At 67.4% G+C, this 24,423-nt stretch carries 25 protein-coding genes and 1 riboswitch; of the genes, 12 read left to right on the top strand and 13 right to left on the bottom strand.

Annotation, left to right across the window (positions count from 1 at the left end):
* Positions 1-2: 2 nt before the first annotated feature.
* A complete protein-coding gene (locus ACODRV_RS14395; RefSeq protein WP_488908775.1) occupies positions 3-2,498 on the bottom strand; it encodes an ATP-binding protein in 2,496 nt (831 codons plus the stop codon).
* A gap of 36 nt (positions 2,499-2,534) precedes the next feature.
* Entirely contained in the window at positions 2,535-3,224 is a 690-nt protein-coding gene (locus tag ACODRV_RS14390) for a type 1 glutamine amidotransferase (RefSeq protein WP_488908774.1), read from the bottom strand.
* 130 nt (positions 3,225-3,354) lie between these two features.
* Here ACODRV_RS14390 and ACODRV_RS14385 point away from each other — a divergent pair, with 130 nt between their 5' ends.
* Positions 3,355-3,657, top strand: a complete 303-nt coding sequence (locus ACODRV_RS14385) for an antibiotic biosynthesis monooxygenase family protein (RefSeq protein WP_488908773.1) — start codon at positions 3,355-3,357, stop codon at positions 3,655-3,657.
* A gap of 4 nt (positions 3,658-3,661) precedes the next feature.
* On the opposite strand, the gene rlmJ is transcribed toward ACODRV_RS14385, so the two are convergent.
* The gene (gene rlmJ / locus ACODRV_RS14380) at positions 3,662-4,480 is read right to left on the bottom strand and encodes a 23S rRNA (adenine(2030)-N(6))-methyltransferase RlmJ (RefSeq protein ID WP_488908772.1); all 819 of its coding nucleotides are present in this window, start codon (positions 4,478-4,480) and stop codon (positions 3,662-3,664) included.
* Between the two features lie 143 nt (positions 4,481-4,623).
* Between rlmJ and ACODRV_RS14375 the strand changes: the two genes are divergently transcribed.
* Complete coding sequence (locus ACODRV_RS14375; RefSeq protein ID WP_488908771.1) at positions 4,624-5,613, top strand: DNA topoisomerase IB; 990 nt, start codon at positions 4,624-4,626, stop codon at positions 5,611-5,613.
* A 3-nt stretch (positions 5,614-5,616) separates the two neighbouring features.
* Here the strand turns inward: ACODRV_RS14375 and ACODRV_RS14370 are convergent, their stop codons facing one another.
* The 5 genes from ACODRV_RS14370 to ispH all read right to left on the bottom strand — a co-directional run bounded on the left by ACODRV_RS14370 (position 5,617) and on the right by ispH (position 10,480).
* Positions 5,617-5,913 carry a hypothetical protein gene (locus ACODRV_RS14370; RefSeq protein ID WP_488908770.1) on the bottom strand — a complete coding sequence of 99 codons (297 nt, stop codon included), beginning with the start codon at positions 5,911-5,913 and terminating at the stop codon, positions 5,617-5,619.
* Positions 5,914-6,098: 185 nt separating this feature from the next.
* Positions 6,099-7,151, bottom strand: coding sequence for an L-threonine 3-dehydrogenase (gene tdh, locus ACODRV_RS14365; RefSeq protein WP_488908769.1), 1,053 nt, complete (start codon positions 7,149-7,151; stop codon positions 6,099-6,101).
* Positions 7,151-8,341, bottom strand: coding sequence for a glycine C-acetyltransferase (locus ACODRV_RS14360; protein ID WP_488908768.1), 1,191 nt, complete (start codon positions 8,339-8,341; stop codon positions 7,151-7,153). The genes tdh and ACODRV_RS14360 overlap by 1 nt, the downstream gene beginning before the upstream one ends.
* A gap of 40 nt (positions 8,342-8,381) precedes the next feature.
* Positions 8,382-9,296 carry a DUF4232 domain-containing protein gene (locus ACODRV_RS14355; protein WP_488908767.1) on the bottom strand — a complete coding sequence of 305 codons (915 nt, stop codon included), beginning with the start codon at positions 9,294-9,296 and terminating at the stop codon, positions 8,382-8,384.
* Positions 9,297-9,508: 212 nt separating this feature from the next.
* Complete coding sequence (ispH, locus tag ACODRV_RS14350) at positions 9,509-10,480, bottom strand: 4-hydroxy-3-methylbut-2-enyl diphosphate reductase (RefSeq protein WP_141627487.1); 972 nt, start codon at positions 10,478-10,480, stop codon at positions 9,509-9,511.
* A gap of 150 nt (positions 10,481-10,630) precedes the next feature.
* Here ispH and ACODRV_RS14345 point away from each other — a divergent pair, with 150 nt between their 5' ends.
* The 10 genes from ACODRV_RS14345 (at position 10,631) to ACODRV_RS14300 (ending at position 21,162) form a co-directional block, all read left to right on the top strand.
* Complete coding sequence (locus ACODRV_RS14345; protein WP_141627488.1) at positions 10,631-11,317, top strand: Tat pathway signal sequence domain protein; 687 nt, start codon at positions 10,631-10,633, stop codon at positions 11,315-11,317.
* Position 11,318: 1 nt separating this feature from the next.
* Positions 11,319-13,121 carry an arginine--tRNA ligase gene (argS, locus tag ACODRV_RS14340; RefSeq protein WP_488908766.1) on the top strand — a complete coding sequence of 601 codons (1,803 nt, stop codon included), beginning with the start codon at positions 11,319-11,321 and terminating at the stop codon, positions 13,119-13,121.
* Positions 13,122-13,150: 29 nt separating this feature from the next.
* The gene (locus ACODRV_RS14335) at positions 13,151-14,158 is read left to right on the top strand and encodes an adenosine deaminase (RefSeq protein WP_488908765.1); all 1,008 of its coding nucleotides are present in this window, start codon (positions 13,151-13,153) and stop codon (positions 14,156-14,158) included.
* Positions 14,159-14,272: 114 nt separating this feature from the next.
* Positions 14,273-14,734, top strand: a complete 462-nt coding sequence (locus ACODRV_RS14330; RefSeq protein ID WP_488908764.1) for a peptidase S1 — start codon at positions 14,273-14,275, stop codon at positions 14,732-14,734.
* 115 nt (positions 14,735-14,849) lie between these two features.
* Positions 14,850-14,947: riboswitch (glycine riboswitch) on the top strand.
* A gap of 141 nt (positions 14,948-15,088) precedes the next feature.
* Positions 15,089-16,201 (top strand): glycine cleavage system aminomethyltransferase GcvT, encoded by a 1,113-nt coding sequence (gcvT, locus tag ACODRV_RS14325; RefSeq protein WP_488908763.1) that lies wholly within the window; start codon positions 15,089-15,091, stop codon positions 16,199-16,201.
* 24 nt (positions 16,202-16,225) lie between these two features.
* Entirely contained in the window at positions 16,226-16,591 is a 366-nt protein-coding gene (gene gcvH / locus ACODRV_RS14320) for a glycine cleavage system protein GcvH (protein ID WP_141627493.1), read from the top strand.
* Between the two features lie 64 nt (positions 16,592-16,655).
* Positions 16,656-18,002 carry an aminomethyl-transferring glycine dehydrogenase subunit GcvPA gene (gene gcvPA, locus ACODRV_RS14315; RefSeq protein WP_488908762.1) on the top strand — a complete coding sequence of 449 codons (1,347 nt, stop codon included), beginning with the start codon at positions 16,656-16,658 and terminating at the stop codon, positions 18,000-18,002.
* Positions 18,003-18,016: 14 nt separating this feature from the next.
* On the top strand, positions 18,017-19,585 hold the full coding sequence (gene gcvPB / locus ACODRV_RS14310) for an aminomethyl-transferring glycine dehydrogenase subunit GcvPB (protein WP_488908761.1): 1,569 nt from the start codon (positions 18,017-18,019) through the stop codon (positions 19,583-19,585).
* Positions 19,586-19,655: 70 nt separating this feature from the next.
* On the top strand, positions 19,656-20,582 hold the full coding sequence (locus ACODRV_RS14305; protein ID WP_488908760.1) for an SDR family oxidoreductase: 927 nt from the start codon (positions 19,656-19,658) through the stop codon (positions 20,580-20,582).
* Positions 20,583-20,697: 115 nt separating this feature from the next.
* Entirely contained in the window at positions 20,698-21,162 is a 465-nt protein-coding gene (locus ACODRV_RS14300; protein ID WP_370450958.1) for a DUF6789 family protein, read from the top strand.
* Positions 21,163-21,315: 153 nt separating this feature from the next.
* Here ACODRV_RS14300 and ACODRV_RS14295 read toward each other — a convergent pair whose 3' ends face one another.
* The 5 genes from ACODRV_RS14295 to ACODRV_RS14275 all read right to left on the bottom strand — a co-directional run bounded on the left by ACODRV_RS14295 (position 21,316) and on the right by ACODRV_RS14275 (position 23,912).
* Positions 21,316-21,831, bottom strand: a complete 516-nt coding sequence (locus tag ACODRV_RS14295; protein WP_141627497.1) for a F0F1 ATP synthase subunit B — start codon at positions 21,829-21,831, stop codon at positions 21,316-21,318.
* Positions 21,831-22,388, bottom strand: coding sequence for a F0F1 ATP synthase subunit B family protein (locus ACODRV_RS14290; protein ID WP_488908759.1), 558 nt, complete (start codon positions 22,386-22,388; stop codon positions 21,831-21,833). Before ACODRV_RS14290 ends, ACODRV_RS14295 begins: the two co-directional genes overlap by 1 nt.
* Positions 22,389-22,475: 87 nt before the next feature.
* Positions 22,476-22,700, bottom strand: coding sequence for a F0F1 ATP synthase subunit C (locus tag ACODRV_RS14285; RefSeq protein WP_029416762.1), 225 nt, complete (start codon positions 22,698-22,700; stop codon positions 22,476-22,478).
* A 53-nt stretch (positions 22,701-22,753) separates the two neighbouring features.
* Positions 22,754-23,545 (bottom strand): F0F1 ATP synthase subunit A, encoded by a 792-nt coding sequence (locus ACODRV_RS14280; protein ID WP_488908758.1) that lies wholly within the window; start codon positions 23,543-23,545, stop codon positions 22,754-22,756.
* A gap of 4 nt (positions 23,546-23,549) precedes the next feature.
* The gene (locus ACODRV_RS14275) at positions 23,550-23,912 is read right to left on the bottom strand and encodes an AtpZ/AtpI family protein (protein ID WP_141627500.1); all 363 of its coding nucleotides are present in this window, start codon (positions 23,910-23,912) and stop codon (positions 23,550-23,552) included.
* Positions 23,913-24,423 lie beyond the last annotated feature (511 nt).

The following is a 24,423-nucleotide window of genomic DNA, read 5'->3' as shown; positions in this document are numbered from 1 at the left end:
CCTCAAGCCGCCTCGGCCTGTTCCTCGCCTTGCAGGGCGGCGCCGATGGCGTCGAACAGGCTGGCGAGTGTGACCGGCTTGGTCAGGTGGCCGTCGGCGCCCGCCTGACGGCCCGCCTCGACGTGTTCGGCCATGGCGTTGGCGGTCAGCATGATCAGCGGCGTGCGCGTCAGCCCCTGCTCCATCTCGACTGCGCGGATAGCGCGTGTGGCGGTCAGGCCGTCCATGACCGGCATCTGCATATCCATCAGCACCAGATCGAAGCCGCCCTCGCGGAAGGCGTCCAGCGCCTGCTGACCATCCTCTACGGCCACCATCTCCATCGCGGAGGCGGCCAGCATGATCTCGACCACCTTGCGGTTGGCGGGGTGATCGTCGGCCAGCAGGATGCGCAGCGGGGCGGCCGAGACGTCGAGCGTGTCGCTGTTCGCGGCGGGTTCGACCGCCACCGCCTCGGCGGCGGGCAGTGGAATGTCGAACCAGAAGGCCGCGCCTTCGCCCGGCGCGCTTTCGCAATCCAGCGATCCGCCCATCAGATCGACAAGCGCGGTAGAGATGGCGAGGCCCAGTCCGGTGCCGCCGAAGCGGCGGGTGATCGACCCGTCGGCCTGCTGGAAGCGCACGAAGATGCGGCTTTTCTGCTCGGCGTCGAAGCCCACGCCAGTGTCGCTGACCCGGAACAGGGCGCGCCTGTCGCCGGTCGCCTGTACTGCAATGGAGACAGCGCCTTCAGCCGTGAACTTCAGGGCGTTGGAGACCAGGTTGTTCAGCACCTGACGCAGGCGGACCGCATCGCCCTCGACAAAGCCCGACAGGGCCGGGTCGAAATCGACATGCAGGGCCACCCCCTTGTCTTCGGCCTTGACCCGCCACAGGGCGGCGACATCGCCGACAGCCTGCTCAAGATCAAAGGCGACGGGCTCCAGGGTGACCTGACCGGACTCGATCTTGGCGCTGTCCAGAATGTCGGACAGCAGGCGTTCGAGGGTCGCGCCGGACGAGCGGATCAGCTCGACCATCTCATGTTCCTGCGGCTCCAGATCGCGACGCGCGAGGGAGTCGGCCATGGACACCACGCCGTTCAGCGGGGTGCGGATCTCATGGCTCATGTTCGCCAGAAACTCGGACTTGGCCCGATTGGCTTCCTCGGCGCGGCCGCGCGCCTGACGCAGGTGACCGGCCTGCCGCCACAGCCAGGCGACAGCGCCGACCGCGCACAGCATGAACAGCACCGCGATGATGGTGATCGCCAGTTGCAGCCGGGTGTTGGCTCCGGCGGTTTCCAGCTGACGACGGCGCTCGACCAGCTGCTGCTGCATGTTGCCAGTGACCTGATGGACCCCGGCGCTGAAACTGCGGGCGGCGTCGGTTTCGCCAGTCAGCATGTGGGCGCGCAGGATGCCGAAGGCTTCCTCGGCACGTCCTTCGGCGAACAGCACCTCGGCCTCGACGTGGTCCACCTCGGACTGCGCGCCCGCGCCGACCTCGATCCGGCGCAGCTTCTGCAAGTCCCGACGAGCTGCGGCGGTCTGGCCCAGACGCGCCCGCGCGATGGCTCTCAACGGCAGGGCGTCGCGAGCGAGGAAGGCCGCATCGCCCAGATCTTCGCCATAGGGCGCCAGGCAGGCCAGCACGTCCCGAGGCGACTGCAGGGCATTCGCCACGGTGGCGCACAGGCTGGCGTCGTAGACCTTCAGCGTCTGCAGGTCGGAGCGCTGGGCCAGACGGGTATGGGCGGCGAAGTAGCGTTGGGCCCGGTCCGTCGCACCGACCGAAACCGCCATCATGGTCAGGTTGTAGAGGCTGTCGAAATCCGGGCGGGGATAGGCGGGATCAGAGTAATCGATCTCGAACTTGCGGAAGGCGTCGGCGGCGCCCTCGACATCGTTGAGGTCCTTCAAACCCATGCCCGCCACTTCCCAGATGCCCGCCCGGGCCGTGTCGGCGAAGGGATCGGCGTCAGGAATATCCGCCTCGGCGCGGGTCAGGATCTGAAGCCCCTCGCCGATCCGGGCGTGATCGATGAGCCACAGCGCGGTCAGTCGGGTGGCGTGGGCGCGCACGAACCAGTCCCGGCCCCCGGTCGACATCCGACGCATCTCGGCGGCGACGGCGCCGTCGCCCTGGTCATAGCGGACCGTCAGGGCGTTCAGGTGGGCTATGTCGATGTACCGCAGGTCATTCTGCCGACGGGCCGCCTCGGCCAAACGCCGGTTCCAGACCAGCGCGCGGTCGAACTCGCCCTGATTCAGGATCGTCCAGGTGACGTGGTAAAGCCGGTTGAGACCTTCGCGGTCATTGCGGCGCATGGCCTCGCGACCGAAATCCTCCAGCGCGGCGAAGCTGCTGGAGGCCGCCCGGCGCTCCACGAAGTCGGCCAGCCGCAGCGCATCCTCGACCCCATGGGATGCGGGGGCGTCATGCGCGCGCGCGGAGGCCGCCCCTCCCGTCAAGGCGATCAGAACAGCGACAACGAACGCGAACCGGGACAACGACATGCTGCTCCGTCTTCGCACGCATTTCTTGAGTAAGGTTTACGGCTGGAAGAACGCCCGTATCCAATCGCTGACCAGCGCCCGGTCGTCGGGCTCTTTCAGACTGTCCAGAGCCCGATCAACCAGCGCGCCGTCGATCCGTCCCCGTCGCCCGGCGGTCAGATCGGAAGCATAGGCCGGGGTGAACTCGGGGTGCCCCTGGAAACTGATAGCCGCATCGCCCCACGCCAGACCGGCATAGGGCGTGAAGTCACTACGCAGCGTGACGCGCGCGTGGTCGGGAACCGCCACGACCTGATCCTGATGCGAGACCGGAATGGCCACCGTGGCAGCGGCGGGCTGCATCCACTCCGCCCCATCGGTCACCTGATAGCGGTGCAGACCGACGCCCCAGCCGCGCTCCGACTTCTCGACACGTCCGCCGAGCGCCTGCGCCATGGCCTGATGTCCGAAGCAGACGCCGACCAGCCGGGTCCGCCCGTGGGCAGCCCGGATCCATTTGAGCAAATCGCCGATCCAGGGATCGTCTTCGTACACGCCCGCCGCCGAGCCGGTGATGATCACCCCGTCGAAGCCATAAGCGTCAGCCCATTCCCCGCGCTGCACGTCGAACACCGTGGTCTCGAACGCTTCGCCCAGCAGTGTCCCGAACATGGTCGGATAATCGCCGTGGGCCGGAGCCAGTTCGGGCGGCGGGGCGCCGGTCTTGAGGATGGCGATACGGGGCATGCGGCTCTCCATTGGCCCAGCGATATGGCGCGTCGGGCCTGCCGGGCAAGATCGCCGCGCGACCGGAAAGCGCACCCCTTTTTGATGTCAGGCGTACAAAGCTGAAGCAAATCCGGGTTAGAGGGCGCCCATGTCTGATGCCGACCCCGTAGTCCTGATCAACGTCTATCGCTGCGCACCCGAGAAGCAGTCTATGCTGATGGAGCATCTGGCGGTCATGGTCACCGCCCAGCGCGGCGCGGAGGGGTTTGTCTCCGCCACCCTGCACAGGGGACTGAACGGCAAGGTCGCCGCCGTTCACGCCGTCTGGCGCTCCCGCGAGGACTGGAAAGCCATGGCGCGATCGCCCGAAGTGGTCGCGGCGATGGAGCCGATCATGGCTATCGCCACCTTCGAGCCACACCTCTATGAGCCCGGCGAAGTCATAGAATAGGCGGTCAGGCCATCCAGACCTCGGCCTTGGCCCCGGCGTCACCCAGCGTCGCGGCGACCCAGTCGCAGACCTGACGCGCCGCCTCCTCCGCGCCCGCGGGCGGGTTCAGGATGACCATGGCGCAGCCGTTCATCTTCATCGGATTGGTCAGGGGGCGCAGACGGGCCTCGGCCACCAAGACCCGCTTGGCCCCGGCCTCATCCAGCCGGCGCAGGAAGCCGTCGAAGGTCTCCATGTCCTTCAGCGGGGTCCAGACCGCGACCATGGAGCGGGGATCGGCGCGGACGATCGCGGCGGCGGTATCGGCGGCGCGGATGTAGTCGTCCGGCCGTTCAAAGGGCGGATCGATCAGAACGAAAACGCCCGGCGACCGCGCCGCCTCGGCGCGCGCCTGATCATAGCCGTCGCCGCCCCGCGCCGACGCCTGCGGGAAGGGGGTGAGCGCCTCAGTCAGCAACTCGAGCACCGGCGGGTTCAGCTCGAACCCGACATAGCGGTCATCGCGGTCCAGACGCCGCGCGACCAGCAGGGGCGAGCCCGGGTAAAGATTTGCCCCGCCATGCGGGTTCAACTCCTTCACCGCCCGGGCCAGCGCTTCGATAAGCGGTGGGCGCTTGTCGGCGGCCATCAGACGAACGATCCCGGCTTCGGCCTCCTTCGACCGCACAGCATCGCCGGCGAGGTCATAGACGCCGGCGCCCGCATGGGTGTCGAGCACCGTCACAGCCCCTGTGGCGCGACGGCGTTCCAGAAGCCAGAGCACCAGGGCGTGCTTGACCAGATCAGCGAAATTTCCGGCGTGGAAGCTATGACGATAGTTCATACGCCTGCCCTCCGCTTCCCTGCGCTTCGGGTCAAGAGGAACCCGCCGTTCGTGGCCCCGTTGGGATACGCCATGATCCGCCGCCCCGTCCTTTCAGACCCACAGCGCCCGGCGTTGATACGCGACGACGCGGAGGCCCCGGCGTGACGGACATCGCGGTTCCAGAGGGTCTGACATGGTGTTCCGACGAGAACACCGGCCTGTCCCGCAGAAAGTCGGGGCTCGGCTTTCGCTATCTGGACCAGAGCGGAAAGACGATCCGCGACCCGAAGATGTTAGCCCGCATTCGGGCGCTCGCGATCCCCCCGGCCTGGACCGACGTGTGGATCTGCCCCCGCGCCAATGGCCACATTCAGGCGACAGGGCGGGATGCCCGCGGTCGCAAGCAGTACCGCTACCACTCCGACTGGAGCCGTCACGCAGCGGAGAGCAAGTTTGATCGCCTGCCCGCCTTCGCGCGAAAGCTGCCGAAGTTGAGGGCGCGGGTTGAGGCCGATCTGGCGAAACGGGGCGTGACCCGGGACAAGGTGCTGGCAACGGCTGTGCGCCTGCTGGAGCTCACCCTGATCCGGGTCGGCAATGCCCAGTACGCCCGTCAGAACCGCTCATATGGTCTGACCACCCTGAACAAACGTCATCTGGAGATGGATGGAGCGGCCCTGACCTTCGCGTTCAAGGGCAAGAGCGGGGTGGAGCATGAGGTCAGGGTTCGAGACCGGCGGCTGGCGGCTGTGGTGCGGTCAATCCGCGACCTGCCCGGCCAACAGTTGTTCAAATACCGGGATGCGGAGGGCCATCTGTGCGCGATCACTTCGGACGATGTGAACGCCTATATCCGCGAGGCCATGGGCGAACAGTTCTCGGCCAAGGACTTCCGAACCTGGGCCGGGACGGTTTCGGCGGCAAGGGCGCTACGGGACACCGAGCCGCCGACCTCGCCGACGGATGCCCGGCGCAAGGTCACCGTCTGCGTGAAGGCGGTGGCCGGTCTGCTGGGCAATACGCCCACCGTCTGCCGGTCGTCCTATGTCCACCCCCGCGTCTTCGAGATGTTCGAAGCCGGCGAACTGAACGCCCTGCCCGGCCCCGAGGCCAAGGGGTTCGAGACAGCCCTCATCCGGTTCCTGCGCTGACAGTCAGGCGGTTTCCCAGTAACCGCGGCTGCGGGCGCTGATCGGCGCGCCCTTGGCCTCCACCTTGGCGAAGATGGTGGCGCGGAAGCCGTCGGCGGCCTGATCACTGCGCAGCCGCCGAAGGGAGCGAATAATCCGGGTGATGCGCAGATGGTTATGATCCTCGGCCTTGAGCCAGTGATCGTGGCGCAGGTAGAACAGGCGAAGCCGGTCGGTCGCCGCCGCGAGGGTGATCTGGGCCATGCCCGAACGGGCGATGGCCGCGACCTCGTCTTCCGAAAGCACCGGAGAGCCCGGCACGGCCGACGACGGCTCGGTCAGCGGGAAGACCCACTGGATGAAGTCGTGGCTTTGCTCAATGCCCGCGTCGTCGAGCCCGAGTATCTCGAAGATGGTGCGCCCGTGCGCATCGGTCCCCGCCCCCTCAAGGAAGGCGAGGACGGGAAAAGACGCCTCGGTCAGGACCGCCCCCTCAGTTCACGCCCTCAGGCGCTCTTGTCCCAGTTGAGAACGACCTTGCCGGACTGACCCGAGCGCATGGCCTCGAATCCCTCACGGTAGTTCTCGAACGACATCTGGTGCGTGATCAGGGGCTGGAGGTCCAGACCCGCCTTCAGCAGGCCCAGCATCTTGCGCCAGGTCGTAAACATCTCGCGGCCATAGACGCCCTTGATGGTCAGAGCCTTGAGGATGATCTGGCCCCAGTCGGTCTCCATCGGCTTCGACGGAATGCCCAGCAGAGCCATGCCGCCGCCCATGATGAGGGTGTCGACGCACTGCTTGAAGGCGATGGGGGAGCCGGACATTTCCAGCGCCACGTCGAAGCCGACCTTCAGGCCAAGCTCGTGCATGACGTCCTTCAGGTCTTCCTTGGTGGTGTTCACCGTGCGGACACCGGGGGCGACCTTCTGGGCCAGGTCCAGACGGAAGTCGTTGATGTCGGTCAGCACGACGGTGCGCGCGCCGGCGTGGCGGGCGACGGCGGCGGCCATCATGCCGATGGGGCCTGCGCCGGTGACCAGAACGTCCTCGCCCAGCAGATCGAACTGCTGCGCCGTGTGCACGGCGTTGCCGAACGGATCGAGGATCGAGCCGATCTCATAGGGCACGTCGTCCGGCAGCTCGATCACGTTGAAGGCCGGGGCCACGACGAACTCGGCGAAGGCGCCCTGACGGTTCACGCCGATGCCGCGGGTGTCCGGGTCGAGATGGAAGTGGCCGGCGCGGGCCGCTTCGGAGTTCAGGTCGATGACGTGACCCTCGGCCGAGACGCGCTGGCCGACCTTGAGGCGGCGATCCACATCCTTGCCGATGGCGACGATCTCACCGGCGAACTCGTGCCCGGTGATCATCGGGACCGGCACGTTCTTCCGGGACCACTCGTCCCAGTTCCAGATGTGGATGTCGGTGCCGCAGACTGCGGTGCGCTTGACCTTGATCAGCACATCCTCGTCACCCGGCGTCGGGATCGGAGCGTCGATCAGCTCAAGACCGACCTCCGGGCGGGTCTTGGCCAGGGCCTTCATGGTGTCAGTCATCAGATCACTCCCAGTTCCTTGCCGGCCGTCGTGAACGCCGCGACCGCTTGATCAATCTGTTCGAAGGTGTGCGCCGCCGACATCTGGGTGCGGATGCGGGCCTGGCCGCGCGGCACCACCGGGAAGCTGAAGCCGATCACATAGACGCCCAGTTCCAGCAGGCGGGCGGCCATGTCCTGAGCCAGCTTGGCGTCGCCCAGCATCACAGGGATGATCGGGTGTTCGCCCGGCTGCAGGGTGAAGCCCGCCTCGGTCATCGCCTTGCGATAGCGCGCGGCGTTGGCGAACAGCTGTTCGCGGAGCTTGTCTCCCTCCTCGCCGGCGGCGATGCGGATGGCCTCCAGCGAAGAGCCGCAGACGGCGGGGCTGAGGGCGTTGGAAAACAGGTAGGGCCGGGCGCGCTGCTTGAGCAGGGCCACGACATTCGACTTCGCGCAGATAAAGCCGCCCATGGCGCCGCCCAGCGCCTTGCCGAAGGTGCCGGTGACGAAGTCGACCTCGACATCGTTCCAGGCGAAGGAGCCGCGTCCCCGCGGGCCGAGGAAGCCGGTGGCGTGGCAGTCATCGACCATGATCAGGGCGTTGTACTGGTCGGCCAGCGCCCGGATGTCCTTCAGCTTCGCGATATAGCCGTCCATGGAGAAGGCGCCGTCGGTGGCGATGATGATCTCTTTCGCGCCGTCGGCGCGCGCCTGCTTCAGCTGGGCCTCCAGATCGGCCATGTCCGAGGTGGCGAAGCGGTAGCGCTTGGCCTTGCACAGGCGCACGCCGTCGATAATCGAGGCGTGGTTCAGGCTGTCGGAGATGATCGCGTCGTCGGCGCCGAACAGGGGCTCGAAGATGCCGCCGTTGGCGTCGAAGGCGGCGGCGAACAGGATGGTGTCCTCAAAGCCGAGGTAGTCGGCGATGGCCCGCTCCAGCTCCTTGTGGATTTCCAGCGTGCCGCAGATGAAGCGGACCGAGGCGGTGCCGGCGCCCCACTTCTCCTGCGCGCGGGTGCCCGCCTGCGTCACCCGCTCATCCCCGGCCAGGCCGAGGTAGTTGTTGGCGCAGAAGTTCAGGACATCGCGCCCGGCGACCTTGATGACCGGCCCCTGTCGGGAGGCGATCACGCGCTCGGGCTTGGTCAGCCCCTGGGCTTCAATGTCGGCGAGTTCCGCGGAGACGCGGTCATAGAAGGTCGCTGTCATGCGCGCTCCGCTACGCCGAATCCGCGCACTATTGAACCCCCTAAACGGTGGGCTCCGGCGCGGGCGTGGCCTCGGGGACCAGAGGACGGATCGGGCTGACCCGCACGCGCCCCCCGCAGGGAGCGAAGGCGAGGTCCAGCGAGGCCGCCGAGGTGTCGCCCGGCGCGGTGACCCGGATTCGGGCCACGTTCGGACAGCTGGTCTGGCCCTGCGCCTCGTTCGGCACGACGTTCCACGCCAGTTCAAAGGCCGCCCTGGCCTGCGGAGCCAGCACGACGGGCGCGGGCGCCTGACCGGCGCTGAAGTAGCTGCCGGGGCTCTGCTCGCTGCGGATGGCGGTCAGGTTGCGGCCCTGACGATCCTGCAGGACCACGCCCGGATAGCCGGTCAGGCTGCAGGCCGTGCCGCCGATGTTCTGGACGCCGATATTGGTGACGCGATTGCCCGCCCCGGCGTCGCCGCCCTCGTTGGACAGCTTCAACTGGGGCCCCCGGCAGGGCGGGGCGGCGGGCAAAACGCCGCCGGGCGCGGGCTCCGGCGTCGGCACGGGCCCGGTCACCATCGGACCGGGAGACGGACGGCTGCAACGCTCCAGCACCGCGGCGCCGACGTCCTCGTTCGGTCCCAGACGGCTGAGGGTCGCGCTCTCCGTCCCGTCGCGGTTTGCGGTCCACCATTCGACACCCGCGCCGACATAGCGGGCGCCGGACGCCGCCTGTACGGAACGCAGCACATAGGTCTGGCCCTTGTAAGCGAGCTGGGCGGAGGCGGTGTCGGGATAGATGACGTTGACCGGCTGGCCGCTTTCGCAGGCGTAGCTGACCGGGGGTGTGGTCTGCGCGGTCGCGGCGGGCGCGCCGGTCACCGGCGCGGGCGGCGATTCGGCTTCCTGCGTACAGGCCGAGACGGTCAGGGCCATAACGGAGACGACGGAGACGGCGGCGGTCAGACGCATGAGGTTCCCTTTCCCGGCCTGAGGGTTAACGTCAACGAACGGCAAAGGCTCCGCTTGTGCAAGCCGGTCTAAGCTCGACCGACCCCTCCACCATGCTTCGCCTCCGGCTCGCACGCCCCCCTCCCCAGCTTCGCTGGAGAGGTGAGTGTTCGCGTTCACCTCTCCACGGAGTGGGGAGGTGGCTCGACGGCGAAGCCGACGAGACGGAGGGGTCAGGTCGTCAGAACACGCGGCAGCTTGAAGGTCACGGTCTCGCGGGCGCCGTCATCCTCAACCACATCGGCGTCGAAGCGGTCGCGGACGGCCTGAACCAGATCCTCGATCAGACGCTCGGGCGCCGAGGCTCCGGCGGTGATGCCCAGCGTCGACACGCCGTCCAGCCAGCTCCAGTCGACATGGCCGGCGTCATCCACCAGGCGGGCGTCCTTCGCCCCCGCCTTGATCGCCACCTCGACCAGCCGGACCGAGTTGGATGAGTTCCTGGACCCCACCACCAGAACCAGATCGCACCCCTCGCCGAGGCGTTTGACGGCCTCCTGACGGTTGGTGGTGGCGTAGCAGATGTCTTCCTTGTGAGGATCGGGCAGTTCGGGGAACCGGCGCTTGAGCGCGCCGAGGATTTCGGCGGTGTCATCCACGGACAGGGTCGTCTGGGTGGCGTAGGCCAAGGGGGCGTCGCCGGGACGCTGGAACGCCTCGGCGTCCTCAACCGTCTCGATCAGGCTGATGGCTCCGGCCGGAAGCTGGCCCATGGTGCCGACCACCTCCGGGTGGCCCGCATGGCCGATCAGAATGATGTGGCGACCGGCGGCGTGATGGCGCTCGGCCTCGACGTGGACCTTCGACACCAGCGGGCAGGTGGCGTCGAGATACAGCATCTCCCGCGACCGCGCGGTTTCCGGCACGGACTTGGGCACGCCGTGGGCGGAAAAGACCACGGGCCGGTCATCCGGGCAGGCGTCCAGTTCCTTGACGAAGACCGCGCCCATCTCGCGCAGCCGCTCGACCACATGCCGGTTGTGCACGATCTCGTGGCGGACATAGACCGGCGCGCCGTACTTCTCGATGGCGCGTTCGACGATCTGGATGGCGCGATCCACCCCCGCGCAGAAGCCACGCGGGGTGGCCAGACGGACGGTCAGCGGACGCTTTTCGGCCGGTCGGATCGGCTGGTGCACGGTCATGGGCGGGAACCTAGTCGCTCGGACCGCTCGCCGCCACCGTCGTTTCCGTGCGCGGCGGGTTTGCCGCGCCTCTGTTTAGCCGCTATCAGCGGCAAGCGTGCGGACGGCGTCGGGCTGTCGCCGCCTCCTCGTGATCTGGAAGAGCATTTGATGCGTCGCGTCCTGAAGGTTTCCCTGGCCTCGGCTCTTGTCGCCGCCACCGTGTCGAGCATTGCTCCCGCCGCCGTCGCGCAGACGTCGTCGCGACCCGGCGGTCCGCAGCAACAGCAACGCCCGGAAGCCGGCGAGCAACAGACCGGCGCCCGCCGCGCCCGCATCGCCCCGCTGCGCCGTCGTTCGGCCGCGGGCCCTTGCCCCTATGTGAAGGTGCTTTACGACGCCGCCCGCTATGTCGAGATGACAGGGGACCGCGTCTCCGCCGCCAATGTCGCCTACACCGGTGAAATCGAGGGGCTGGTCGCCGACTGCACCTACGACAGCGACTCGCCCATCACGGTTCAGACCCGCGTGCTGTTCAACCTGGGTCGGGGGCCGCAGGCGCAGGGCGCCGGTCGCACCTATCGTTACTGGATCGCCGTGACCGAGCGGAACACCGCCGTGCTGGACAAGGTCTATTTCGATCTGCCGGCGAACTTCGAGAACGGCCAGAACGTTACCAGCGTCAGCCAGGACAACACCATCGTGATCCCGCGCGCCTCGGCGAGCACCAGCGGCGATCACTTCGAGATTCTGGTCGGCTTCGACGTGACGCCGGAGATGGCCGAGTTCAACCGCTCGGGCAGCCGCTTCCGCATCACCGCGGGCACCCCTGAACCGACCGCAGCTCCGGCCCAGTAGAATGACCGATCTCAAGACGGAACTGGGCGAAGCGGTCGTAGCCGCCTTCGCCGCCGAAGGCGTGGACGCGGCGCTTGCGCGGGTCACCCCCTCTGACCGGCCCGATCTGGCCGACTTCCAGTCCAACGGGGCGCTGGCCGCCGCCAAGGCGCTGAAGGCCAATCCGCGCGAACTGGCGGCCAAGGTCGCCGCGCGACTGGAAGGCGATCCGCGTCTGGCCTCGATCGAGATCGCCGGACCGGGCTTCATCAATCTGAAGGTCGCGGACGCCGCGCTTGCGAAGCGCGCCGAGAACGTCGCCGCCGACGCCGAGCGTGCGGGCGCCGCCGTCGTGGATGAGGCGCGCAAGGTCGTGATCGACTACGGCGGGCCGAATGTCGCCAAGCCGATGCACGTCGGCCACCTGCGCAGCGCCATCATCGGCGAAAGCCTGAAGCGCCTGTTCCGCTTCCGCGGCGATGAAGTCACCGGCGACGCCCACTTCGGCGACTGGGGCTTCCAGATGGGCCTGCTGATCGTCGCCTGCGGCGATGAGGGTCTGGCGGACGCCTTCATGGTCGAGGGTGATGGTCCCTTCCCGGCGGAAAGCCCCGTCACGCTGGCCGATCTGGATCGGCTGTATCCGCTGGCCGCCGGCAAGGCCAAGGAAGACCCCGCCTTCCGCGACCGCGCCCGCAAGGCGACGGCGGAACTGCAAGGCGGACGTCCCGGCTATCGCGCCCTTTGGCAACATTTCGTGGCGGTCAGCCGCGAGGCCCTGAAGCGCGAGTACGGCGATCTGTCGGTCGATTTCGACCTGTGGAACGGCGAGAGTGACGCCGATCCGCTGATGCCCGAGATGCTGGAGCATCTGAAGGCCACCGGCCTGCTGGTCGAGGATGACGGCGCGCAGGTCGTGCACGTCGCCCGCCCCGGCGAGACCCGCAAGAAAAAGTTGCCCGACGGCTCGGTCATCGAGGCCCCGTCGCCCCCGCCCCTGCTGGTCATCAGCTCGGAAGGCTCGGCCATGTACGGCACGACCGATCTGGCGACGATCCTGGACCGCAAGAAGGCCATCGGCCCGGACCTGGCGCTGTACGTCGTCGATGAACGTCAGGCCGAGCATTTCGAACAGGTGTTCCGCGCCGCCTATCTGGCCGGCTACGCCGCCGACAAGTCGCTGGAGCATCTCGGCTTCGGCACAATGAATGGTCAGGACGGCAAGCCCTTCAAAACCCGCGCCGGCGGCGTCCTGAAGCTGCGCGACCTGATCGATCAGGCGACCGACAAGGCGCGCGAGCGCCTGAAGGAAGCGAAACTGGGCGACGACCTGTCACCCGACGAGTTCGAGGCCATCGCCCACAAGGTCGCCATCGCGGCCCTGAAGTTCGCCGACCTGTCGAACGCCCGGACCACCAGCTACGTCTTCGACCTCGACCGCTTCATGAGCTTCGAAGGCAAGACCGGCCCCTATCTGCTGTATCAGGCGGTCCGCATCCGTTCACTGCTGCGCAAGGCGACCGATCAGGGTCTGGCGCCCGGCGCCATCGTCATCGGCGAACCGGCCGAGCGTGATCTGGCCCTGACACTGGACGCCTTCTCGCAGGCGACGGTCGAAGCCTACGAGAAGCGCATGCCACACGTCGTGGCCGAGCACGCCTATCGGCTGGCCCAGTCGTTCTCGAAATTCTACGCGGCCTGCCCGGTGCTGATCGCGCCGGACGAGGCGACCAAGGCCTCGCGTCTGGCGCTGTCGAAAGCGGCGCTGGACCAGCTGGTGATCGCCCTGCGTCTTCTGGGAATCGACACGCCGGAGCGGATGTAGGCTAAGTTTCTCCCGCAAGGAGAAGTCTCATGTCGCTCGACGCCTACATCGCCGGTCTGCCCAAGGCCGAACTGCACCTTCACATCGAGGGCTCGCTGGAGCCCGAGCTGATGTTCGAGCTGGCGCAGCGAAACGGCGTCTCGATCCCGTTCGACAGCGTCGAGGCCGTGCGCGCGGCCTATGACTTTTCGAACCTGCAGGACTTCCTCGACATCTATTACGCCGGGGCCAACGTCCTGCTGACGCGCAAGGATTTCGAGGATCTGGCCTTCGCCTATTTCCAGCGCGCGGCGGCGGACAATGTGCGCCACGCCGAGATCTTCTTCGATCCCCAGACCCACACGGACCGCGGCGTCGAGTTCGGCGTGGTGGTCGAGGGCCTGATCGCAGGCATGGACCGGGCGAAGACCGAGCTGGGCGTCACGTCCGGCCTGATCCTGTCGTTCCTGCGCCACCTGACCGAGGAAGAGGCTTTCGCCACGCTGGAGATGGCCAGACCGTATCTGCGCCACTTCATCGGGGTCGGACTGGATTCGTCCGAGGTCGGGCATCCGCCGTCCAAATTCCAGCGCGTCTTCGCCGCCGCCCGCGATCTGGGCCTGAAGCTCTGCGCCCACGCCGGTGAGGAAGGCCCGCCCGCCTATGTGCATGAGGCGCTGGACCTGCTGCACATCGACCGCATGGACCACGGCAACCGCTCGATGGAGGACGAGAGCCTGATCCAGCGGCTGGCGAAGGAGCAGATGACCCTGACCGTCTGCCCGCTGTCGAACCTCAAGCTCTGCGTCGTGAACGACCTGAAGGATCACCCGGTCCCCGAGATGCTGCGTCGCGGCCTGCACGTCACCCTCAACTCGGACGACCCGGCCTATTTCGGCGGCTATGTGAACGCCAACTACGCCCGGCTGGCCGAGGCCGTGGGCCTGACCCGTGAGCAGGTGACGCAAATGGCGATCAACAGCTTCGAGGGGAGCTTCCTGCCGGACGCGGACAAGGCAGCACGGATCGCCGAGGTGAAGGCTTACGAAGCGGCCTGACTTATCAAGCGTCACCGTTCATAGTGAGTTCAGATACCGGAGGTCATGTGTTCGAAGCCGGACACAACCGGGACAGTCTGCGGCGCCATCGCCGTGTTCAAGTGGGGGACTTCAATGATCAAACGCCTTTCCGTGCTGGCGCTCGTCGCCGCCCTGACCGCCACCGCCGCGCCCGCCGTCGCGCAGGACGCCAGCCAGAACGCCAATTTCGGCGCGCGTCGCCTCTCGGCCGGCTTCACCCCGGACCCGTACTCCATCGACGTCGTCGCGGGCGGCAGCATCGACGCGTCGCGTCTGGGCGGTTCGTGCGTGGGCAAGATCAGCAACGCCCCGGACTTCGAACTGACCTACTCCGCCGGCGGCCTGCCGCTGGCCTTCCGCACCCGCTCGGGCGAAGACACCACCCTGGTGATCAACGGTCCGGACGGCCGCTGGTACTGCGATGACGACAGCTGGGGCGACGGCGACGCCCAGGTGATTTTCCGCAATCCGCAAAGCGGCGTCTACGACGTCTGGATCGGCACCTATGGCGACAGCCCGGCCTCCGGCGCCCTGATCATCACTGAAACGCCGTAAGGCATCGTTCGGGATTTTGATCAGAAAGAAGCCCTCGGCCCTACGCCGGGGGCTTTTTGCTGCGGGCAACCCCATACCCGCGCTTGACTTGGCCCCGGAGTCGGGGTCTTGGAACCCTGCTCTCGCGGGAGAGACCGGGGCTGTCACGGCAGGCCCGGAGCCGAAGGCGCAACCGCCCCGGAAACGCTCAGGCAAAAGGACCGCGAAAGCGCACGGACGCTGGAAAGTCGCACGAGTTGCGCGCCGACGGAGCAAGGCGGCCAAGGCCGTCGGAATCTCTCAGGCTTCAGGACAGCGGGGGCGCGAGGACGGCGGAGCTTTCCGTTTCAACACGCGACCCCGAGAGTCTGGACCATGACCGATCAAACCCTGAAGACTACGCCCCTGAACGCCGCGCACCGGGCCCTCGGCGCCCGCATGGTCGGCTTCGGCGGCTATGACATGCCGGTCCAGTACGAGGGCGTTCTGGCCGAACACCGCTGGACCCGTGAACACGCCGGCCTGTTCGATGTCTCCCACATGGGCCAGTGCAAGATCACCGGCGAAGACGCCATCGCCCAGTTCGAGCGCTTCGTGCCCGGTGACTATGCGATCCTGAAGGCGGGCAAGCAGAAGTATTCGCTGCTGCTCAACACCGATGGAGGCATCATCGACGACCTGATGGCCGGCAAACCTGACCACGACGGCCTCTTCGTCGTCGTCAACGCCGGTAACAAGGACGAGGATTTCGCCTTCTGGGAAGCCAACCTCGAAGGCGACGCCCAGCTGACCGTGCTGGACCGCGCCCTGATCGCCATTCAGGGGCCGGAAGCCGCCGAGGTCATGGCCAAACATGATCCGGTCTTCGGCGACTTCGGCTTCATGGATTGCGCCCGCCTGATGATCTTCGGCGTGGACTGCTACGTCTCTCGCTCGGGCTACACGGGCGAGGACGGCTACGAGATTTCGGTCCCGGCCGCCGACGCCGAGCGCATCTGGAACCTGTTGCTGGAAGACGCCCGCGTGAAGCCCATCGGCCTCGGCGCCCGCGACAGCCTGCGCCTGGAAGCCGGCCTGCCGCTGCACGGCCACGACATTGACCCGACAACGAGCCCGGTCGAGAGCGCGCTGACCTTCGCCCTGTCCAAGTCGCGCAAGGAACGCGCTGACTTCAACGGCGCCGAGCGCGTCCTCAAGGAACTGGCTGACGGCCCGAGCCGCGTCCGCGTCGGCCTGAGCGTCAAGGAAGGCGCCCCGGCCCGTGAGGGCGCCGAGATCGCTGACGCTGACGGAAACGTCATCGGCAAGGTCAGCTCGGGCGGCCCCTCGCCGACCTTGGGTCGCAACATCGCCATGGGCTATGTGCCTCCGGCCTACGCTGAACTGGGTACGGACCTGAAGGTCATCGTCCGGGGCAAGGCCGCCGCCGCAGAAGTCATCGCCATGCCGTTCGTGGCGCAACGCTATTACCGCAAACCCAAAGCCTGATTTGGGGCCTGAGAGGATCAGACCATGAAGTTCACCAAGGATCACGAGTGGGTCAGCCTGGACGGTGACATCGCCACCGTCGGCATTTCCAAGCACGCCGCCGACGCCCTGGGCGACGTGGTGTTCGTCGAAACCCCGGAAGCCGGCAAGACCGTCTCGGTCGGCGACAGCTTCGCCGTCGTTGAATCGGTCAAGGCCGCCTCGGACGTCTACGCCCCGGTGTCGGGTGAAGTCGTCGAAGGCAACGCCGCCCTGGCCTCGGCCCCGGAAACCGTCAACGCCGACCCGGAAGGCGAAGGCTGGTTCGCGAAGATCCGCATCTCGGACGCTTCGCAACTGGACGCCCTGATGGACAAGGCCGCCTACGACGCCTTCCTCGCCACCCTCTAAGACCCATCGGGCCCTCTGATCAAAGTCAGAGGGCCTTTGGCCATTCACGGCCCAGGACAAGACCATGCGTTATCTCCCCCTGACGCCCGACGACCGTACGGCGATGCTCGCCACCATCGGCGCCAAATCCATCGACGATCTGTTCGTGGATGTGCCCGCCGGCGCCCGTCTGGACGGCCCGGTGGACCTGCCCCGTGTGGCGGGCGAGCTGGAGGTTGAACGCGCCCTGTCGGCCATGGCCAACAAGAACGCCTCGGCGGGCTCCGTGCCGTTCTTCTGCGGCGCCGGCGCCTACAAGCACCACGTCCCGGCAACCGTGGACCACATCATCCAGCGGTCGGAATTCCTGACCAGCTACACCCCCTACCAGCCGGAAATCGCGCAGGGCACCCTGCAGTACCTGTACGAGTTCCAGACCCAGGTCGCGAACCTGACCGGCATGCCGGTGGCCAACGCTTCGCTCTATGACGGCTCGACCGCCATGGCGGAGGGCGTGCTGATGGCGACCCGCGTGACCCGCCGCAACAAGGCGATCATCTCGGGCGGCGTTCACCCGCACTACGTCCGCGCGACCGAGACCGTCGTGCACGCCGTCGGCGTCGAGACCCAGGCCCTGCCCGCCGCCATCGACGCCGAGGCCGCCGTGATCGACCAGATCGGCCCGGACACCGCCTGCGTCGTCGTCCAGACCCCGAACGTCTTCGGCGCCGCAACCGACGTGACCAAGATCGCCGAGGCCGCCCACGCCGCCGGCGCCCTGCTGATCGTCGTGGTGACGGAGGCCGTGTCGATGGGCCTGCTGAAGTCGCCCGGTGAAATGGGCGCCGACATCGTCGCGGCCGAGGGCCAGTCGATCGGCAACGCGCTGAACTTCGGCGGCCCCTACGTCGGCCTGTTCGCCACGCGCGAGAAGCTGATCCGCCAGATGCCCGGCCGCCTGACCGGCGAGACCGTGGACGCCGACGGCGAGCGCGGCTTCGTGCTGACCCTGTCGACCCGCGAGCAGCACATCCGCCGCGACAAGGCGACGTCGAACATCTGCACCAACTCGGGCCTCTGCACCCTGGCCTTCACCATCCACATGAGCCTGCTGGGCGAGACGGGCCTGCGCAAGTTGGCCCTGCTGAACCACGAGAAGGCCGTGGCCACCCGCGACGCGCTGGCCGCCGTCCCGGGCGTGGAAATTCTGACCCCGCGCTTCTTCAACGAGTTCGCGATCAAGCTGCCGAAGCCGGCCGCCGAGGTGGTCGACACCCTGGCCGCCCATCATGTGCTGGCGGGCGTGCCCTACAGCCGTCTGGCCCCGGACGCCGGCATGGACGACGTCCTGCTGGTCGCCGCGACCGAGACGACCCTGGACACTGACATCAAGCTTCTTGCCGTTGCACTCGGCAAGGTGCTGGCGGCCTGAGCGGAGACAAGACGATGAGCACCATGAACACCGTCGGCCGCCCGACCACGCCGAACGAAGTCACGACGAAGCCCGCCACCCTGACCGGCGGCCGCGGCCTGCTGCAGAACGAAGCCCTGATCTTCGAGGGCGACGGCTGGGGCAAGACCGGCGTCGACCTGCCGGAGCCCAAGGGTTCGGCCTCGGACCTCGGCGATCTGGTTCGCCAAGACCCGATCGGCCTGCCCGGCCTGTCGGAGCCGGAAGCCATGCGCCATTACGTGCGTCTGTCGCAGAAAAACCACGCCATCGACCTGGCCATCTATCCGCTGGGCTCGTGCACGATGAAGCACAACCCGCGTCTGAACGAGAAGATGGCGCGCCTGCCCGGCTTCTCGGACATTCACCCGCTGCAGCCGATGTCGACCGTGCAAGGCGCGCTGGAGCTGATGGACCAGCTGTCGCACTGGCTGAAGACCCTGACCGGAATGCCCGCCGTCGCGCTTTCTCCGAAAGCGGGAGCACACGGCGAACTGTGTGGCCTGATGGCCATCCGCGCCGCCCATGAGGCCAAGGGCGAGCACGAGCAGCGCCGCAAGGTTCTGGTCCCGACCTCGGCCCACGGCACCAACCCGGCCACTGCCGCCTTCGTCGGCTATTCGGTGGTCGAGGTCGCCCAGACCGACGACGGCCGCGTGGACGTGGCTGATCTGGCCTCCAAGCTGGGTCCGGATGTCGCCGCCATCATGGTGACCAACCCGAACACCTGCGGTTTGTTCGAGCGCGACATTCTCGAGATCAGCCGCCTGACGCACGAAGCGGGCGCTTATTTCTACTGCGACGGCGCCAACTTCAACGCCATCGTCGGCCGGGTGCGCCCGGGCGATCTGGGCGTCGACGCCATGCACATCAACCTGCACAAGACCTTCTCGACGCCGCACGGCGGCGGCGGGCCGGGCGCGGGTCCGGTGGTGCTGTCGGAAGCGCTCGCGCCCTTCGCCCCGGCTCCGTGGGTTGTCCACGACGACAACGGCTATCGGCTGGTGGAGCGCGAGGAAGACGAGGCCCAGCAGGCCTTCGGTCGTCTTTGCGCCTTCCAGGGCCAGATGGGCATGTATGTCCGCGCGCTCAGCTACATGATGAGCCACGGCTCGGACGGCCTGCGTCAGGTCGCCGAGGACGCCGTGCTGAACGCAAACTACATCAAGGCCCGCCTGTCGGACCTGATGAGCCCGGCCTTCCCCGACGGCCCCTGTATGCACGAGGCCCTGTTCGACGACGAATGGCTGAAGGGCACGGACATCACCACGCTCGACTTCGCCAAGGCGATGATCGACGAGGGCTTCCACCCCATGACCATGTATTTCCCGCTGGTCGTCCACGGCGCCATGCTGATCGAGCCGACCGAGACCGAGTCCAAGGCTGAGCTGGATCGCTTCATCGAAGCCATGCGTCTGCTGGCCGGCGCGGCCAAGGCCGGCGACGTCGACCGATTCAAGGGCGCGCCCTTCCACGCCCCGCTGCGTCGTCTGGACGAGACCCGCGCCGCCCGCTCGCCGGTGCTGCGCTGGACCGCCCCGGAAGGCTCGAACCAGGCGGCCTGATACGCTGTGTCGCCCCTTCCCCGCCGGGGAAGGGGCTGACGCCGCTCTGGCGGCGCACCAGGTCTGTGCGATGCACTGGACCTCTGAAGACATCCCTGATCTCACCGGCAAGCTGGCCATCGTCACCGGAGCGACCGGCGGGCTGGGGCTGGAGACCACGCTGGCGCTGGCCGGCAAGGGCGCCGAGGTCGTGCTGGCGGACCGAAACCCTGCCAAGGGGGCCGGCGCCCTCGCCGTGATCCGCAAGGCCGTCCCTCACGCCTTGATCCGGTTCGAGCCCGTCGATCTGGCCGACCTGTCTTCGGTCAACGCCTTCGCGGACCGGATTCTGGCCGCGGGCCGCCCCGTCGACATCCTGATCAACAACGCGGGCGTCATGGCCCTGCCGATTCGGCAGACAACCGTGGACGGGCATGAAATGCAGTTCGGGACCAACTATCTGTCCCACTTCGCCCTGACAGCCCAGTTGCTGCCCCTGCTGAAGGCGGGGCGGGCGCGCGTGGTCCAGTTGGCCAGCATCGCTCACAAGGGCGGACGCATCCGGCTGGACGACCTGAACCATAGTCAGGGCTACCGTCCGTGGCCGGTCTATCAGCAGTCCAAGCTGGCCATGCTGATGTTCGCCATCGAACTGCAACGGCGCAGCGATGCAGAGGGGTGGGGCCTGACCAGCGTGGCGGCTCATCCCGGCTTTGCTCGCACGGACCTGATCGCCAACGGCCCGGCGCAGGGCGGCGGCAGCCTGTTCGGCGCTGTGACGCGACTGCTGGAGCGCCTTGTCAGCCATTCGGCCGCCGAGGGAGCCCTGCCGATCCTGATGGCCGCCACCAAGCCCGATGTGACGCCCGGCGGCTACTACGGCCCGCAGGGGTTCATGGACCTGAAGGGCCCGCCGGGGCGGGCGGCGGTTCGCCCGCAGGCGCTGGACAGGGCGGTTGCGGCGCAACTGTGGGCCCGGTCAGAGGCCCTGACCGGCGCGGCCTTCCGTACCCGGTGATTTCTCCCGCAAATGCGAAGCACGGCAAAGTGAACGCCGGTCTTCGCAGGAGGCGTATGCTCAACCTCGCGTTATCAAGAACCGAAACAGGCGTTGGGAGGCGCTGCTGGTCATGATGTCACGCGTACAAAAGGGTTTGGTCGCCGGTTTCGCGGCCACAGTCGCCGTTTCGATTCTGGAGGCCATCAACATGGCCTTTGGACACTGGGCGGTCAGTTTCCCCCAGCTTCTGTCTGTCATGCTGAAGGCGCCGGACAATCCGGTCGTCGGGTGGATCGCTCACATCGTCGCCGGGACGGTGGTGCTGGGGCCGCTGTTCGGCATCCTGTGCCCCCGATTGCCGACGGATACGCCTGAGTCCAAGGGCATCCTCTTCGCGGTGGGGGCCTTCATCCTTATGGGCCTGTTCCTCGCGCCGATGATGGGCGTGGGCACGTTCTTCATGCGCGCCGGCTTCGGCACCCTGGCCTGGATGATCGCCACCCACGCCCTGTTCGGGATCGTGATGGGCAACGTCTACGGACGGCTGGTGCGGCGCGACAAGCAGCATCTGGCGGCCGACGCGGTCGCTGTTCACTGACCAGAAAAAGGCCCCGCCGGATCGATCCGACGGGGCCTTCTATTCCTGGCCGCGGTCAGAAGGCTCCGCCTTCCCGACCCGACGCGGCTTGGGGCTTCGCGCATGCCCGGCGCTCAAGCAGCGAGTCGCCGCGCGGCGATCGGTTGCGCCCTTCTAGTTCAGCCGCGTGCCCAGTTGGGCGATAGCGGCGTCAAGCAGCGGATCGGTGCTCTGGCCGGCCAGCCGGGCGGTCAGGATGTCTTCGGCGGCCTTGGCGGCCAGATCGGCGGCGGCGGCCTTCACCTCGGCGGTGGCCTGGGCCTCGGCCTGGGCGATACGGCGCTCGGCCAGAGCCTGACGGCGGGCCAGCGACTCTTCCAGCTTCACCTTGGCTTCGGCTTCCAGACGACGGGCGTCGTCCTCGGCGGCCTTCAGCATGGCGGCGGCCTGGGCTTCAGCCTCGGCCTTCTCGGCGCGAATCTGGGCCAGCAGGGCTTCGGCTTCGGCGCGCAGACGGGCGGCCTCGTCCAGCTCGGCCTGAATGGTGTTGGCCTTGAGGTCCAGCTGGGCGGCGATCAGCTTGGGAACGCCGGCCCAGACGAGGATGCCGAAGAACAGGATCAGACCGATGGCGACCCACAGTTCCGGGTTGCCGACATTGTACATGTGCGGGTCGAGGAAGTGAGGCATCAGGCGGCTCCCTTGCCGGCGGCGGCCAGCTCGGCGGCCGTGGGGGCCTTGCCGGTCAGGCGCTCGACGATGGCCGAGGCGGTGTCATTGGCGATGGCGCCGACGTTTTGCATGGCGGCGTCCCGGGTCTTGCCGATGGCGGCTTCAGCTTCGGCGATACGGGCCGAGACAGAGGCTTCCTCGGTCGCCTTGCGAGCCGCGGCCTCGGTGGCGATGCGGTCGGCGGCGGCCTGGGCGGTGGCCCGCGACTCGGCGCGGGCGCGGGCGACGTCCGCCTTGGCGGCTTCGGCCTGTTCAGCCGCTTCCGCCTGCACATTGCGGGCGGTGGCGACGGCGCCGGAAATGGTGTCGGCCCGTTCGTCCATCACGCGGCGGATGCGCGGCGCGAAAACCTTGCTGATCAGCAGGTACAGGACGACGAACAGAACCAGCAGGTAGGCGATCTGCCCGAACCAGTGCTGGGTTTCGAACTGCGGCAGGCCGCCTCCGCCGCCGTGGCCTTCGGCCTCGGTCGTCGCGTGAGCGTCGGCGTGCGGGTCAATCGGGGTGGTGGCCATCAGGAGTCCGTTTGGTCTGGAAAAGGCGACGACGGCGGAACGGACCTGCGGGTCCGCTCACGCCGCCGTTTCAGCGTGATCGCTGGATCAGCCCAGCCAAGCCAGGATGCCCAGAACGAAGGCCAGGATGCCCAGGGCTTCGACCAGGGCGGCGCCGACGAACAGGTTGCCGACTTGCGAGGCGGCGGCCGACGGGTTGCGCAGGGCGCCGGCCAGGAACTGGCCGAAGATGTTGCCCACGCCGATGCCGGCGCCGAGCATGCCCAGGGTGGCCAGGCCGATACCGAAGTACTTGAAGGATTCGGCTTCCATGATGAGTTTCCTATTCAGTCAGGGTTGGTTTGGAAGGAAGACTGGGCGGGCTTTTAGTGGCCGTGGCCCAGGTTGACCACATCGTTGAGATAGATGCTGGCCAGAACGGCGAAGACGAAGGCCTGCAGGAAGGCCACCAGGAACTCCAGGGCGGTCAGACCGACCACCATGCCCATCGACAGGGCGGCGACCGGCAGACCCAGCAGGCCCATGCCGCCCGCGGCGGCCAAGGCGCCCATCGAGACGACGAAACCGGCGAAGATCTTCAGCGCGATGTGGCCGCCCAGCATGTTGCCGAACAGACGAAGCGCGAGGGTGACCGGACGCAGCAGGAAGGAGAGAAACTCGATGATGCCGACGACGGGGCGAATGGCGACCGGCGCGCTGGTCGGCCAGAACAGCAGGAAGAAGCCCAGACCGTGCTTGGCGAAACCGATGCCGATCACCAGCAGGATCGTCAGCAGGGCGAAGGTGCCGGTGACAGCCAGCTGCGAGGTCGCCGTGAACGTCAGGAACATGCCCAGCAGGTTCATGCCGAGGATCAGCATGAACAGGGTGAAGACGAACGGGAAATACTTGCGGCCTTCGTGACCGATGATCGAGTCGGTGACGCCGTTGACCAGACCGAACAACTGCTCGCCCGCGGCCTGCATACGGCCCGGAACGACCTTGGCGTTGGAGGTCACCAGCGCGAGGAAGCCGACGACCAGCAGGAAGGCCAGGGTCATCGCGACGTGCGAGTTGGTCACGGCGAGATGCACCGTGCCGACGACCGGCAGGGTCACTTCACCGAAGTCCAGACCCGGAAGGGCGTGAATCTCGAACTGTTCGATCGGATCGGCCACGCGCCTATCGCTCCTCGTCTTCATCGTCGAACGGGATGGATTTGGGTTCCACACCGGCCGCTTTTGCCTGCGCCATCAGCCGATCGGCTGTGCGACGCGCCATGTAAATCGACAAGGCGAAGCCCAGAAGGACACCGCCAATGATACCCCAGGGTCTGGTTCCGAAGAGCCAGTCCGCCCCGAAGCCGACCGCCAACCCCAGAAACACGCCGCCGAACAGGTCAGCGACGATCTTCCAGGCCTGATTGGCCACCGCCATGCCCGCGATCTCCGAAGAGGTCGGCGGCGCATTGCGCGTCTCCAGTTCGGATGCGCTCTTGGTGAGACGAGCGATCGCCTCTTCGCGCGATTCCGGTGGCAGGGACATGTGGGCCTCAGCGCTCCGACGGGGATGCCGGAGGGGGGTCTGAATTCGGCGCGGAACCTATAGGCGACACCCCCGCAGGTCAAGGCGGCTTGGGATTGCCTCAGGTCCTTGAAATTCCGCACGATTATTTCTCCCGAAACGAGGCGTGGCGAACGGTCGCTGCGCCGGGGCCGGATTCGGGGATCGGGCGTGGCTTTCGGATTGCGGAAGACCGTTGAGGCCGTCGGCGCGGGTTCACCACAACGAACACAACGGAGGCACAACGAGCACGACGGGACCGGGGCAGGGATGACAAGCATGCGGTCTCGCCCCGCCGCGAAACGCGGCAGGTCGAGTGGGAAGGGCGCGGGACGCCGGGCCTCGCCCGGTGTGTGGTGTTTTGTTTTACCGTTTCGACGAGAGCGACGTCCCGCGCGGCCGTTTTCCACACGCCCTCCGGCTGGCGGCCTTTGCTTGGGGCCTTGCCGGATCACCGCCGGGATCATTGCTGACCCCGACGCGGGGCGGACTT

Source organism: Brevundimonas sp. FG8, assembly GCF_057808845.1.
This window is presented reverse-complemented; position numbering and strand designations above follow the sequence as displayed.

Bases quoted from the DNA above. Each gene is read 5' to 3' on its own strand.
- gcvT (WP_488908763.1), top strand. From the start codon at position 15,089: ATGACCGATCAAACCCTGAAGACTACGCCCCTGAACGCCGCGCACCGG.
- ACODRV_RS14300 (WP_370450958.1), top strand. From the start codon at position 20,698: ATGTCACGCGTACAAAAGGGTTTGGTCGCCGGTTTCGCGGCCACAGTC.
- ACODRV_RS14390 (WP_488908774.1), bottom strand. From the start codon at position 3,224: ATGCCCCGTATCGCCATCCTCAAGACCGGCGCCCCGCCGCCCGAACTG.
- rlmJ (WP_488908772.1), bottom strand. From the start codon at position 4,480: ATGAACTATCGTCATAGCTTCCACGCCGGAAATTTCGCTGATCTGGTC.
- ACODRV_RS14385 (WP_488908773.1), top strand. From the start codon at position 3,355: ATGTCTGATGCCGACCCCGTAGTCCTGATCAACGTCTATCGCTGCGCA.
- ACODRV_RS14305 (WP_488908760.1), top strand. From the start codon at position 19,656: ATGCACTGGACCTCTGAAGACATCCCTGATCTCACCGGCAAGCTGGCC.
- ACODRV_RS14345 (WP_141627488.1), top strand. From the start codon at position 10,631: ATGCGTCGCGTCCTGAAGGTTTCCCTGGCCTCGGCTCTTGTCGCCGCC.
- ACODRV_RS14395 (WP_488908775.1), bottom strand. From the start codon at position 2,498: ATGTCGTTGTCCCGGTTCGCGTTCGTTGTCGCTGTTCTGATCGCCTTG.
- ACODRV_RS14355 (WP_488908767.1), bottom strand. From the start codon at position 9,296: ATGCGTCTGACCGCCGCCGTCTCCGTCGTCTCCGTTATGGCCCTGACC.
- ispH (WP_141627487.1), bottom strand. From the start codon at position 10,480: ATGACCGTGCACCAGCCGATCCGACCGGCCGAAAAGCGTCCGCTGACC.
- ACODRV_RS14330 (WP_488908764.1), top strand. From the start codon at position 14,273: ATGATCAAACGCCTTTCCGTGCTGGCGCTCGTCGCCGCCCTGACCGCC.
- argS (WP_488908766.1), top strand. From the start codon at position 11,319: ATGACCGATCTCAAGACGGAACTGGGCGAAGCGGTCGTAGCCGCCTTC.
- ACODRV_RS14335 (WP_488908765.1), top strand. From the start codon at position 13,151: ATGTCGCTCGACGCCTACATCGCCGGTCTGCCCAAGGCCGAACTGCAC.
- gcvPB (WP_488908761.1), top strand. From the start codon at position 18,017: ATGAGCACCATGAACACCGTCGGCCGCCCGACCACGCCGAACGAAGTC.
- ACODRV_RS14285 (WP_029416762.1), bottom strand. From the start codon at position 22,700: ATGGAAGCCGAATCCTTCAAGTACTTCGGTATCGGCCTGGCCACCCTG.
- gcvPA (WP_488908762.1), top strand. From the start codon at position 16,656: ATGCGTTATCTCCCCCTGACGCCCGACGACCGTACGGCGATGCTCGCC.
- gcvH (WP_141627493.1), top strand. From the start codon at position 16,226: ATGAAGTTCACCAAGGATCACGAGTGGGTCAGCCTGGACGGTGACATC.
- ACODRV_RS14295 (WP_141627497.1), bottom strand. From the start codon at position 21,831: ATGCCTCACTTCCTCGACCCGCACATGTACAATGTCGGCAACCCGGAA.
- ACODRV_RS14275 (WP_141627500.1), bottom strand. From the start codon at position 23,912: ATGTCCCTGCCACCGGAATCGCGCGAAGAGGCGATCGCTCGTCTCACC.
- ACODRV_RS14290 (WP_488908759.1), bottom strand. From the start codon at position 22,388: ATGGCCACCACCCCGATTGACCCGCACGCCGACGCTCACGCGACGACC.
- ACODRV_RS14360 (WP_488908768.1), bottom strand. From the start codon at position 8,341: ATGACAGCGACCTTCTATGACCGCGTCTCCGCGGAACTCGCCGACATT.
- tdh (WP_488908769.1), bottom strand. From the start codon at position 7,151: ATGACTGACACCATGAAGGCCCTGGCCAAGACCCGCCCGGAGGTCGGT.